We start from the raw sequence: 12501 nt of genomic DNA on the forward strand, positions 1-12501 counted from the left end.
CGGAGGATATGACTGCTGAGAACGGCGAACCAGGAAGCCGCTCACTCGCTACAGCACGATTGGGCGCGCGTTCGCGAGCGGCTTCTCAACCATCGGGCCAGCCAGTCGGGCACGATGACAGGCACCAACCAATTTGAACCGGCTTCCTGTGTGCAAGCCGGAACGATGCTGCATAACAGGAATTCAGTTGACGGACAGTCAGCGATTAAACAACCTAAACCTAAGCCTAGCCAAGTTCGTTCTGGAGTGGTCGCATGGGAGTTCCATCCGAGTGCTGGCCGAGTTTCAGCTGATCATGCCTGTGGGTTGAACAGGTTGGAAAAAATCAATGGCTGCCATTATTCACAATTAATAGGAAAAATTCAAATTCATTCGACTTGAAAATCTCTGATGTCATGAAAGCTGTTCCCGCCCAAATCTTGCGGATGACCCCGAGTAAAGTGGACGTGCTCTAGGGCAACAGAAAGTCTGCGCTTCTGCTAAGTTTTTCCCAAGAAACCTGCACCTCCAGCCTCAGGCAAATTGAAACCTCCATGCTCCGCCACCGTATAGCTGGTCTTTCCATAAAGGTATCTGAAGTCGAGGTCCTTCTGATTTGCTTCAGCCAAGTGGCTGACGAACCTCTTCAAAGCCGTTCGCAAGACCAGCGGACCGAGCAGACCCCTCATCTTCTCCGCAATGCCCGGCATTTCCATATCGCGTGTGCTGTAGACCGCCATATTCTCCTTGCCATGGTCGGCGCAGAGCTTTTGCACAGGCCCCATCAGTGGCTGATACTTGTCCTCGCCCAAGACAAGGATGACTGTAATGCCTCTTGGAACGAGTTCCTGCGGGCCGTGCATGAAGCGCGCCGCTTCGACAGACATGGTCGTGACCCCGAGCTTCTCCGTCATGTTGCAGTCGGCGATCACGAACGAAGCCTGCTGAGCAAAACCGGCGGCGGCGAACATCATCTTGTCGTTGTCTTTGAAGCGAGCCGCATCGCACTTTGCCTGTTCGTCGCTGTTTCGGCCCGCGGCGTCACAGGCCGCGGCGAAGTGCGGGAGAGAGGCGAGCAGTTGAGGCATTCCACCCCAGCCCTCTTTGATTTCCAGAAGCTTGCCGATAAAGACAAGCATCTGGAGGCAATTGGCGACATAGGGGTCGATGGCACCGGCCGCAGTGTACACCGTGGGGGAATTTTCCGCGATCGAGGATTGGTCTTTGCCGATGAAGGCGACGGTATGGCGAACCCTGCCTTTCACGGCAGCCAGTGCCAGGAGCGCATCTTCTGTCGTTCCCGATACGGAAGTCGTGATGAGGAGAGTGCGATCACCGGTACTCTTGGGAGGTGCAATGGCGTATTCGGCGGACATGAAGGCGTAACCGCGCAGGTCTCGCGCTTCGGCGTTGATCCACCTCAGGAGAACTTCCTGCATGAAGCTGTATCCGGTGCCGGAGGATACCATCTGCACCTGATCGATGTTGGGTGCGACGCCTTCCGCGCATTTGATGATGGAGGGAACCTGGTTCAAAGCGGCCTGCAGCTTCGTGCCATACTCGGACTTGGGAGGAGAAGCCATGGTGTTGGATGAAGAAGAGCGAGGTAGAATGTGGACTGCGATTTTGCGTGGAGTGGGTGTGATGCCTTGGGGTATCCATTGGAACAATATCGGGGCAGTCGACGATGATTTTATAGCTCGGACGAACCGCTCCTCACGGTCGAAATACCTGCCGACGAGTGCATTTCGCCACCGGCATCCCGTATCGGCAAAGCCAGACCGACAGAAACTGATAACATGGTGTCATGCATATGCTGAGACGTATCCTTGCATGTGTTGGGGTGCGGTCGAACAGCGCAAGAATTGGAAACGCTTATTGGACAAGGGATTCGCCTTCGCCTATTTAAGTGAAGGCGAAACCGACAGGATGCAACCGTCTGGATCATTTCTTCCAGCTCCGCCCCTCATTCCAGAATCAAGGTTCATTTGCCTCCGGTAATCCACAATGGCTCCCTCCACAATCCAACACTTCCGGAAGCTGGGCGCCCAGCCGCTTTCAAATGCTCCCAACAAAGCTTATGGCGGTGAATTCACCGGCGAAGCAAAGCCTCCGGCCGATTTGCCCTGGTCATTCATCGTCTTCCGCCATGCACAAACCGCGTTCAACCTCATGAAGGGGCAGGATCCCACGACCGGTGAAACGACATTTTACGCTCAGGGCCGTGGCGTTGACCCTCCTATCGATGAGGTGGGCATGTGCCAAGCTCTCGCGGGCGGCTATGCGCTTCGGGGTGAGGTCATCGATCATGTTCTCTGCTCGCTAGCGAAGCGCGCCACAATGACCGTCTTCCAGTCCAGGATCAGCCGCGGCGGGGCAGAATTCACGCTTCACGACTGCCTGCAGGAGCACAGCTTCGGGAATCATGAGGGCAAGATGCTGTCGGGGAAGGGTTTTAGCGGCCCTTATCCCGGCGTTGAGGATCCTGTCAAATACACCAAAAACTTCATTGTCCCGGGACTGGATCTTGTCCGAGAGGAAAACACCGTCGTTGTCACCCATGGAGGATGGTTTAAGGGTGCCGCCGGCGTTCTGCGCGCACATCTGTTGGAAGAGCACGTCGGAAACGCAGTTCCTGTCCGTTTGAAATATGACGGTTCGGGCTGGAAGGCCACCCGCCTGAGGGCCATTGTTCTCCTCGCCCTGTGCATGGCGGACATGCGGAAGGATGGAGAGACCGTCGATCCTGGACAGGCATCCGACAAGGGTCTTGAGCCGCTCCTCGAAGAGTACGGCCTTACACTTAGCACCTTGAAGCCACGCGCCTTGGTGGTTGGAGAAAACGGGCCTGTGATCGCGGAGATGCGGCATGGTCTGACGATACCATTCGATCTCGATCTGCGCACCAACGGGCAGAAGGGCGAAATCGACACTGGCGTCATCGAAGACCAGGTGAAGGCGATATTGATCGCTAGGCCGGACATCGGCGCCTTGCGCTTGATGATCTCCTCCCACGACGATTACTCGAAACCCGATGGGCCTGCCACCCGTTTACTCCGCGTTGCGCTCGATCATTTCATCGCAATTGGCAAGGCATGGAACGTCGACTTCGAGGACGTTACCCTTCCCAAGCTCGACGAAATGATCCTGTCGACGAAAATCGGTAAACAACTGGCCCGTCCAAGGGGCGTCTCGACGACATCGGACAACCGCGTCATACTGATCAGCGGCGCAAACCGTGGCATCGGCCTTGCGATCGCGAGAGCCCTTATTCTCGCAGGCCATCTCGTCAGTCTCGGAGCCCGCGATGTGGCGGCGCTAGCGGCCATCTTCGGAGAACAAACCGAGCGCATTCAATATGCTCGTTTCGACGCGGAAGACGACACGACCTCGAAAGCCTGGGTCAGCGACGCCATGGAGAAATTCGGAAGGATAGATGGCCTGGTGAACAATGCAGGCTGTGGCGCATCCGGAAAAGCCAACCTGATGGACGGCGATCCTCGAATGACTGATCTGCTTTTCCAGGTGCATGTCACGGCGCAGGCCGACTTGGTCCGCCTTTGCATGCCCCACCTCGAAACAACGGGTGCCGGCCGTATCGTATTCATCAATTCGTTGTCCGCGATGCGGGTCCGGGGAAGCGTCAATCTTGGCTACAACATGGCCAAAGGCGCACAATTAGCCCTTGCACACACGACGCACAACCAGGCTTGGGAAAAGGGCGTGCGGGTGACGAGCATATGCCCGGGCTGGGTCAACACGGAATTGAGTGCTCACTCGAAGATCCCCAACGCAGACAAGACCCAACCAGCAGACGTGGCTGCCATCGTAGCATTCCTGATGCGACTGCCCAACACTGCGGACTTGGGGGATATTCCGGTCAATTGCGAATTCGAGCCGAAACGCTGACGACGCCGCCGCACCGGAAGCGTCCATGGGGTTTGAATGTAAGCGAGGAGCAGATCAGCGCTAGATTCAGTCTAGAGCAATTCCGGCAAAGTGGGAACCGGTTTTGCGTCCGGAATTGCGTGAAAACAAAGAGATGGAGCATTGGAGGCGACTCCGTTTTCGCCGGAAATGCTCTAGAATACACTCATGACGTACTATTGCAGGTGGTCGAGTGCTGCACCAATTTTTCGCGGCTTCGGGGGACAAGGGTTGATTGGGTGAGATGGCTGTCATGTGTGACACCGGATGTCCGACGCACCCAGTTGCCATCGAATATAAATATAGACTGCCTTCCCTCGTGCGCAGACCAGTGTGATAACCGTGCCATAAATGACGCCCCCTCTCCAGTCGTCACCGCTTCTTTACTCTCTCCATCATCTCCATCAGCTACCCGCGCCATGCCTTCTGACGCGATCACGGTCACGCCTCTTGTTGATGCGGAGGGCAATGTTTATCCGCATGATTTTGGGGCGGATATCGGAGGTGTCGATCTGGCAAACATGAGCGATAGACAGGTTAGGGCGTTCAACCAAGCAATGGTAAAGCACCAGGTGCTGCGGATCCCGACGGCCGGTCTCGACAACGATGGTTTTGTCAAGTTTGCAAAACGCTTGGGTATGTTCAAATTGGATTACCAGCAGAAAGCCGGAGGCGCTGCGGAGCATCCAACGCACCCGGAGATATTCCGTGTCAGCAATCAAGACCCGACCAACAACAGCGAAACCCCGCACCAGGACGGTCACAATGATGACAAAAACCAGCCCGACTGCTCGATGCTCATGGTTTACGAGGGACGACACAAGACGCGCTTCTACAACGGACGCCAAGCTTACTCGCAGCTCAGTCCTGAGTTGAGAGTCTTGCTGGGAAGATGTACGCTCTACATGCAGAATTGCTACATGGGCGGCACCAACGCCTTGCGTCCCATGTTCAACGGGATACATCCCGAAGGCTCCATACCGACACTCAGCCGACCGGTGTTCACACTTGATAGTTCGGGGACTCCGATCCTCGATCTTGTCGCCGACAGATCCCCGCGTTGGATACCAGGGTTGCCCGGCAGAACGAGCGATTCCGTCATTGCGAAGCTTTGGGAGGTTCAGCTTGGAACCTACGCGGATATTCCATGGGCTGAAGGGGATGTGATGGTTTGGCGCAATCGCGAGCTGTTGCATCAGGGCATCAAGGACGATCCAGCTGCAGTCAGGGAGCTTGGACGAATTACTCTTACGCTGCACAAATCCGCATTGATGACTGAGGCAGAGATTGCGAAGCTGTTGCAGTGAAGGGGCCATGGGATGGAAAGCCGGGTTTTCCATCATGTTTCATAGATGACGCCTGCAAATTTAAAATTCGGACAAGTTTCCATGTTTTGTGTGTGGCAATCCTTCGGAACAGCAGGCACCACGCTAGAAAAGCAGGCAGTGAGGCATTTACGCAAGTCGATCGGTAGCGGCCGAAGGCGCACGCATGACCTGCCCGCAGGATGGTCACCGGAAGCCGACATTCAGCGCCATGCGAGCGATTTTTCACGCTAAACGAATATCCGGCGTGGTGTGGCGCTTGCGGGATGAGGTCGCCGATGCGGGGGATAACGACGGAATCTATGTGTCATTCGAATCAGGGCAAACCACGGGATGAGAGGACGACCTCGCTTGATGAAATCTCGTCGCCCGCTTTTCCGAATGCCGCTGTGTCTGGAGCTTCACACAAAACTGTCCCTTCTCGTTCTCGATTATCCAACAGTCGCAATGGCCGAAAAAGCCATCTCGGATCGAGGCTCGACGGCCAGCCTCCCGCTTCAGTCGTCACCAGAGGTGGAAAACGACAGTAACGCCCCAACGCTCACACAAGCCGCTGGACAGATCGCTCGAGTTCGCAACGCGATACAGCAAATCGAAGACGGCACTCAGAAGAAGTTTGGCGGCCCAAGCTTCTGGAATGCGTGTGTACTGAACTTTCGCAACCCGTCGTTCCTGCAAGATATCATACGGCGAAAAGACAACGAGTTGATACCGGAAATCGCCCACTCCTCAGAGCTTCACGAGCTTCAAGCCGCCGAAGGCCATGGCATCGACGTCTTTATCACGGCGCTGTGCCTGTCACCTCCCGATGCCTGGTATCAGTACCCGTTTTACTGGATCATTGCGCTGTTCCGATTATACTTGGTATGGTACTTGAGGCTACAACATCGCTTGAGCAAAAATCAGGTCTTATCGTGGAGACAGACGGCTGCGGATATCGAAGCCCGGAAGTCAACCCTGACTTGGTATTTCAGATATTCGCCATTCAACTTCCTTGCGCATTCTGATCAACATCCCTGGTCCAGCCTCTCGATCACATTGGCTCTTGCCTCCTGGGTGTTTTTGATGGCTTGGCGCATTGAGGTCGCATGGTCGCTTGGAGACAGGGCCTACGTCCTGACAGCTGTGGTATTTCAGTCCCGCTCCCCCGGTGCGGTGTTGTCCTTTCTCCAGCGCCGCAACCTTTCTCTGATGGTTGTTCTACGCAATGTCACCAAACGCGGCTTCACGCTCCTGGCCACCTTCGTAGTGTATGGCGCTGTGGCCCATTCGAGTTATCGATATCTTTATCACGACCCCCACTTCACGCAGATCAATCTTTTCATCTCGCTCGTCTGGAACAACGCGACGTTCTTCTATTCGGAAATCTTCTATCTCGGGGCTCGATTGGCGGTTGCCCTCTGCCGAGGATGGCTTGCCCCGACGCAAAAGACCATTGACGGATTGAGGCACCAGTCCAAGAAATTGTTGGAAGTAAACGAGCTTTTCCAGAAGTTGACGGATGCATCCGAGGCAAACCTGAGCCTCATCAGCAGGGATGAAGTGGACTGCGTCAAGCAAATCGCCGGACGCACGGTGGCGCTGGTCGAGGATTACATTACCCCCGGCATGTTCAGCAAGGCTTTCTCCCTGGACTTTTGGAGGGAGACGTGGAGACGCTTCATGGATTTCTTGATCGACATTACGCTGGAGGTCACCAAAGTTACTGTTCTGGTTATCACAATTTTGTTCTTTTTGGGGCATCTCCTCCCTTTCCTGAACTTGCCGCTCATGGTTTTTGCGAAAGTCTGCTGGGGAGTCCAGGTCATCACCAAAGTTCTTCAGGGAATGAGACGCCGGCGCTCCGAATATCATCTCTACGATCTGGCCGGTTACATGATATTCCCGACACTTTACCAGATCATTGGTATATCGGTTCCCGTGGTGGTCCGACGTTCGGTTCTCGACACGAACTGGGTGTTCTATCCCGATATGGCAATCCAGGTCATCCTCACGTTCTTTCTGTCGGATCTGCCTGGACATATCATGCAATGGGTGTGCACGACGCTCGGCCTCGCCTATCTCAGGTGGCTCCTAGCCCGTTTGGAGAAGAAGGCCATCGTGCTCGACGCCGATGGTCGACATTCAAATAGAGAGATTCAAACCTAGGCGGCGGCGCCGGATCAGCCCGAATAGTCTCAATTCCATCCGCACTCGAGCGCGGGTGTCTATCTTCGTTCGCTTCCTCGTCCATGCCTGCTGTCACGAGCCTTTTACCCGTGATCCAAGGTAACATCCCGTTCTATCGATTGCGGGCATGTGTCCCACCCCCGCATTTAGGACCGGGAACCACCGATCGTGATGAGAACATCGTCTCGCGGACGTGGGATCAGATCCCTCGCGGCTACCCCACTTGCGGCTGGAACGCCCCAACCTTCGAGGAACATCCTGACAAAACAAAAGCTCAAGGAAAATCCCCCATCTCCGAGATATCGGACCTCACAAAGCCCGATGCGCTTCACAATGTGTGTAAGGGCCGTTCCCCCAAACTGGGAGATACTGCTTGCCGCCGACAGCGCTGCCAATATCGGCTGTTTCATTCAGCTGGATACGAGAATAAAAAGATCAAAATTCGGACGCCTGCAGGGATCCTGCATCGGCAAAGGTGGTGTAAGCAGCGAATTAATTGATGCGGCACCTCCATCTCTGATTGGTGCGATGCTCCTGCACGAGATAGTTCAACCCGATCGAGGCTCATTACATGCCCGTGCCGTGCGGGATGGTGGGACGGAGTGGGTCTGGCCCCGAGATCTGGACCCGCAGTGATATGGGCTTTCATTGAAGGCTGACCACCTCCGTTTCCGAGATTCCTGACACCTCCTGGTCGGCTTTTTTACCTAATTCATGACGCGTTGCCACCCCTCTGGCCACCAGTGGCACCACCTCCACGGTGATGCCGGGCATGCGCTGTTTTCCATCCGGATGCTCGTGACAATAGCGGTGATCCCTGAGAGCGCCTGCCGCGGTGCAACATCGCTTGAGGAACAGGTCCGCATCGGAAGCGTGCCTGCAGCCTGAAAGATGGTGGGGACGGAATGGGTCTGGACCCGGAGATCTGGACCCGCAGTGATATGGGCTTTCATTGAAGGCCGACCACCTTCGTTTCCGAGATTCCTGACACTTCCGGGACGGCTTTTTTACCTAATTCATGACACGTAGCCAACCCTTTTGCCGTCAGTGGCACCACCCCCGCAAGCGGAGCCGGGCATGCGCTATTTTCCGTCCGGATGCTCGTGATAATGGCGTGATCCCCAGAGCGCTTGCGGTGCAACATCGCTTGAAGAACAGGTCTGGATCAGACGCGCGCCTGCATCCTGAGGGATGAGTGGTCGGGGACGGAACGAGGTCTGGACCCGCGATCCTAACCCACGGGCTTCGTTGAACGCCGACCAGCTTGGTCCCCGACGGCTTTCTTCGCACGGCCTGTGTGAGTCTTTCTACTTCGCTCCTGATGCGTAGCATTTGCCGCTTTTACGGTGGGTGGCGCCACCTCCCCAAGCGAGGCCGTGAATGCGGGATTTCCATCAACACGCCCGTGAGATGACCCGATCCTTAGGGATTGGCTTTACCCGATCGGAGACCCCAGCCCATAGCTTGCCCAACCTGCTGCCGGATGAACTATTTTCCATGGCTGTGGCGAACACGTCCCCTCCTCCGCAGCAGCAGAGGTCCTTGGCGGGCTCTCACTCTGCTTGTGGCCCTGACGGTGACCCTCCAACTATGGCTTCGCGGTCTGTGCTTGGTCTCCCCGGGTCTGGCGTGCGGGTCATCGGATTGGGGACAGAGCATTCCCGGCCCATCCTGGGGTTGCGTCCACTGTCAGCCAATATCGCTGATACCCGGCTTCTCCAGGAGAGCGACAGCTCTTGCGAGGTCTACGCACTGTCAGCATTCGAGACGATATTTCGCTTGCGGATCATAAACAGACGCCATTTCTGCATCCGTCACGACGGGATCGCTTCTGCGGTAAAAAAATTAGACTTAGGAGCGTGGCACCTATGGAGGAAATTTCATGTCTGAAGCGTCGCAATCCCCTTCGATCGTCACCGCCGCCATGCTCGCCATCGGCGACGAACTGCTCTCGGGACGGACCAAGGACAGGAATATCGGCCATCTCGCCGATCTCCTGACGCTTTCCGGCATCGACCTCAAGGAGGTGCGCATCGTCGCCGACGAGGAGGAGGCGATCATCGAGGCGCTCAACGCGCTGCGCAGCCGCTACGACTATGTCTTCACGTCCGGCGGCATCGGCCCGACGCATGACGACATTACCGCGGACGCGATCGCGAAGGCCTTCGGCGTGCCCTGCATCCACGATCCGGATGCGATGAAGCTGCTCGCCGACATGTACAGGCGCCGCGAGATGGAATTCACCGAGGCACGCCAGCGCATGGCCCGGATGCCCGAAGGCGCCCGGCACATCCCCAATCCGGTTTCGACGGCGCCGGGCTTCATCATCGGCAATGTCCATGTCATGGCCGGCGTGCCGCAGGTCTTCCAGGCGATGGTGGACAACGTGCTCCCCATGCTGCGCTCGGGCGCGAAAATGCTGTCGCGGGCGCTGCCGTGCCCCTATGGCGAAGGCGATATCGGCACGCTGCTGGCCGCCGTTCAGAAGGCGCATCCGCAAACCAGCATCGGCTCCTACCCCAAATACGATGGACAGCGGTTCTCGAACGAGATCGTCGTGCGTGCCCGCGACCCGCGGATCCTGGATGCGGCGGCCGAGGCCGTGGCGGAGATGATCGCCGGCATCGACCGCGCCAAGATCCCCACCAACCCGACGGCGGATGCCTGATCGCCGCCGCGACACTCCGCCCACCTCACAGTCCGCGGTCGGCTCCTTGACCGGTATCAGGGCGCGACACACGTATTTATCAGACACTGGTTCCCAATCCCGCAGAGCCGGTGATGAGGGCCTCTTCGGTTGGCGAGACGGCGTCTACAGAGCGGATGGTTCGCCGGAGGCAGGGGAACTGGAGTAAAGCTAGAATTACGCGCTGCAGACAAAGTTGCTGAGGTGAAGCGATTGCGTCCGAATTTGCCCATCATGTCTCCCTCGTCCAAGTACATGATCAAGACGGATGGCAAAATGTACACGGCTAAAGAGCGTGCCACCTTGTTCATAAATCCAGCCTATTCTCTCTTCCCGCCTACCACTGGAATTTAGGCCGCGCATTTTCCAACGCCGTTCGAACATAGACATTCCAACTCGTGATCAACGCAAGGACATGGCAAATAGGCAGCTTGCCGAATTCACAGCGTTCTTACAGAGACGGCTAGAAGGTGACGATCGATCTATCACTCTCAGCGGAATCATTTAATTTTCTCCTCAGGCTATGATTTTGCACTCGATCCGGAAGGTTCAAACCTGACGGCTCTTCGCATCAAGCTTGAAGATGCAGTTACTTCCAATCGCCAGGGGCGAGCCAAGTGGGAGAATTTAGATGTTGCAGCCGACCTCGACCGGGTCGCTCAAGCTGCGTTAATTCAGATGGAGTTCCTCAACCGGACCGATGGTATACCCAAAACCCAGGGCATCGAAAGGCTCTACGAGACCTTTGAGGACTTTCGCAAGGACGCGATTTTATGTCTGTCCGGCCGAGACGGAACGGGGAAACCTTTGTCGCAATCGGAAGAGCTGGCGATCGGCTGGGCGGTGTTCAACCACGCCAGGTGTCAAAAGCCCGCGAACATTATTGGCCGCAACGAGGACCGACATCATACTGGTATCACCAGCGCACACGGTGTCACGAGCGAGTATTTCCAAGGCGGCATTTTGAACCCCAACAGATGGAGCCCATTTTTCAATCACTGTTGGGTTCTGGGCGGTATCAAGGGTGGGCTTGATTTCATGACGGTTACCGATTGTAGGTCAGTATCACGCGAGGTATGTCGGAGCGCCTCTCTATCAATTCTCCAAATTGACGGCTATTTACGAACGAGGAACTGGCGTCTTCTGCCCAAGCTCAAATGGCATGCGACATCAGAAATGACGATACAGTACTGGATCATACGGGCCGGCCATTCCACTTCATCATCACGATGACGTCCAGTGAGCTCTATGCGTTGATGGAATGTGCATACGAGCTTCAGCCGCACTCGCTGTTTGGCCTGGTGTTCAGCGCGCCTCAACGGCCAGACGTCGTCAGAAAACGCGCTAACTATACCTTTGTCGACATGCAGCTTGACATCAACTTCATGCGGCTCAGACAAGCCCGCGAGAATATTACAGGAAATCAGTCCCTTGCAAAAGCGATTGAGGATTTTGCCAATCCCAGCACCATTGCTGGAACGCCTCAGCAACAACAGCGTGTCAGTTATCTCGCCGCACTGAGAGACAAGGGAGTTCCTTTCTCAAACCTGACCAATAAGCGAATTCGCAAGACCGACCTTGCCGTCGCGGCAGCTATCAAAAAGCTGGCAGGGGGAGATCCACCGGCCGCCCTGAAGCAAAGCATGCTGCAAGCGATTTCCAGCGCTGTAGGGCACGCCGCTGGCCCATGCTTCGATAGGCTTGGAATAAGCCAACCTCACTGCGATCTTCTATTGCTGGCGATCGACAAACGCATTGCCACGGATGTCAATGGCAGAAAATTCGGTTCGAATTTCGCTTTGGGGACATACCTTTCCGTCGAACGGTCAGTTTGTTGCGATTTAAAAGACCTCTCCTGACAAAACGGCTGGTAGGTTCATAGAAGAGAATAAGAATGCCGTCGGACAGGACCGGCTGTTGACCGCGGCACAAAAGTATCTCAACGCCGTTCAACTGGAGTTCAATAAGGGTGTGCTCGATCACAGCATCAGTGGTTTTCCGTTGGAGCGCGAGAGGTTCGAACCCGCTGACCTCGATTCGGCGTGGCTGTTCTTTAAGCGAGAGCTCGGTTTTCGTTTGTCGTCGCTTAACCCGGACGATCTCTCAGACAAACTTGGTCTCCATTTCGTCGTTGGATTCTTGGAGGATTTTAAGGTCATCCGCTACGTCGAAATGCCTTAGTTCACGAGCTTCTTTAGCTAAAATCCTCTATCAGTGTAGTTGTTGGGTATGTTTCCGATGCAATGGATGTATCTATGAACGAATAGAAAGGCAGATCGAATGGGGATTTGAACCGCCCCGACTTTACCGGAGGCCGTTTGGTTTAAGTTATGCGGCCATGGCTGGCACGTCCATCATGGCGTAGTATCGTTCTTCCGCCTCGGCTGGCGGGATATTCCCGATGGGTTCAAGAAG

Annotated in this window: 8 protein-coding genes; 6 read left to right on the forward strand and 2 right to left on the reverse strand. The window is 55.7% G+C overall.

Going from position 1 to position 12501, the window contains the following annotated elements:
* Positions 1 to 479 precede the first annotated feature (479 nt).
* The gene (locus tag DMO26_RS31830; protein WP_162895163.1) at positions 480 to 1514 is read right to left on the reverse strand and encodes a hypothetical protein; all 1035 of its coding nucleotides are present in this window, start codon (positions 1512 to 1514) and stop codon (positions 480 to 482) included.
* Between the two features lie 472 nt (positions 1515 to 1986).
* Between DMO26_RS31830 and DMO26_RS31835 the strand changes: the two genes are divergently transcribed.
* The 3 genes from DMO26_RS31835 to DMO26_RS31850 all read left to right on the forward strand — a co-directional run bounded on the left by DMO26_RS31835 (position 1987) and on the right by DMO26_RS31850 (position 7379).
* Entirely contained in the window at positions 1987 to 3888 is a 1902-nt protein-coding gene (locus DMO26_RS31835; protein ID WP_117196297.1) for an SDR family NAD(P)-dependent oxidoreductase, read from the forward strand.
* A 437-nt stretch (positions 3889 to 4325) separates the two neighbouring features.
* Positions 4326 to 5213, forward strand: a complete 888-nt coding sequence (locus DMO26_RS31845) for a TauD/TfdA dioxygenase family protein (protein WP_117196299.1) — start codon at positions 4326 to 4328, stop codon at positions 5211 to 5213.
* Positions 5214 to 5582: 369 nt separating this feature from the next.
* Positions 5583 to 7379, forward strand: a complete 1797-nt coding sequence (locus DMO26_RS31850; RefSeq protein WP_162895164.1) for a hypothetical protein — start codon at positions 5583 to 5585, stop codon at positions 7377 to 7379.
* 666 nt (positions 7380 to 8045) lie between these two features.
* Here the strand turns inward: DMO26_RS31850 and DMO26_RS34855 are convergent.
* Positions 8046 to 8174, reverse strand: coding sequence for a hypothetical protein (locus DMO26_RS34855; protein ID WP_264319384.1), 129 nt, complete (start codon positions 8172 to 8174; stop codon positions 8046 to 8048).
* A 1108-nt stretch (positions 8175 to 9282) separates the two neighbouring features.
* Here DMO26_RS34855 and DMO26_RS31855 point away from each other — a divergent pair.
* From DMO26_RS31855 to DMO26_RS31865, 3 genes are all read left to right on the forward strand, one after another.
* Entirely contained in the window at positions 9283 to 10068 is a 786-nt protein-coding gene (locus DMO26_RS31855; protein WP_117196301.1) for a competence/damage-inducible protein A, read from the forward strand.
* Positions 10069 to 11243: 1175 nt separating this feature from the next.
* The gene (locus DMO26_RS31860) at positions 11244 to 11945 is read left to right on the forward strand and encodes a hypothetical protein (RefSeq protein WP_117196302.1); all 702 of its coding nucleotides are present in this window, start codon (positions 11244 to 11246) and stop codon (positions 11943 to 11945) included.
* A 58-nt stretch (positions 11946 to 12003) separates the two neighbouring features.
* Positions 12004 to 12267: a hypothetical protein gene (locus DMO26_RS31865; protein WP_117196303.1), complete on the forward strand. Its 264-nt coding sequence runs from the start codon at positions 12004 to 12006 to the stop codon at positions 12265 to 12267.
* Positions 12268 to 12501: the final 234 nt, after the last annotated feature.

Source organism: Rhizobium terrae (assembly GCF_003425685.1).
Classification (GTDB): Bacteria; Pseudomonadota; Alphaproteobacteria; order Rhizobiales; family Rhizobiaceae; genus Neorhizobium; species Neorhizobium terrae.

What these genes read in the sequence shown, in the direction of transcription:
- DMO26_RS31855 (WP_117196301.1), top strand. Translation starts at nt 9,283, where the DNA reads ATGTCTGAAGCGTCGCAATCCCCTTCGATCGTCACCGCCGCCATGCTC.
- DMO26_RS31835 (WP_117196297.1), top strand. Translation starts at nt 1,987, where the DNA reads ATGGCTCCCTCCACAATCCAACACTTCCGGAAGCTGGGCGCCCAGCCG.
- DMO26_RS31845 (WP_117196299.1), top strand. Translation starts at nt 4,326, where the DNA reads ATGCCTTCTGACGCGATCACGGTCACGCCTCTTGTTGATGCGGAGGGC.
- DMO26_RS31860 (WP_117196302.1), top strand. Translation starts at nt 11,244, where the DNA reads ATGGCATGCGACATCAGAAATGACGATACAGTACTGGATCATACGGGC.
- DMO26_RS34855 (WP_264319384.1), bottom strand. Translation starts at nt 8,174, where the DNA reads ATGCCCGGCATCACCGTGGAGGTGGTGCCACTGGTGGCCAGAGGGGTG.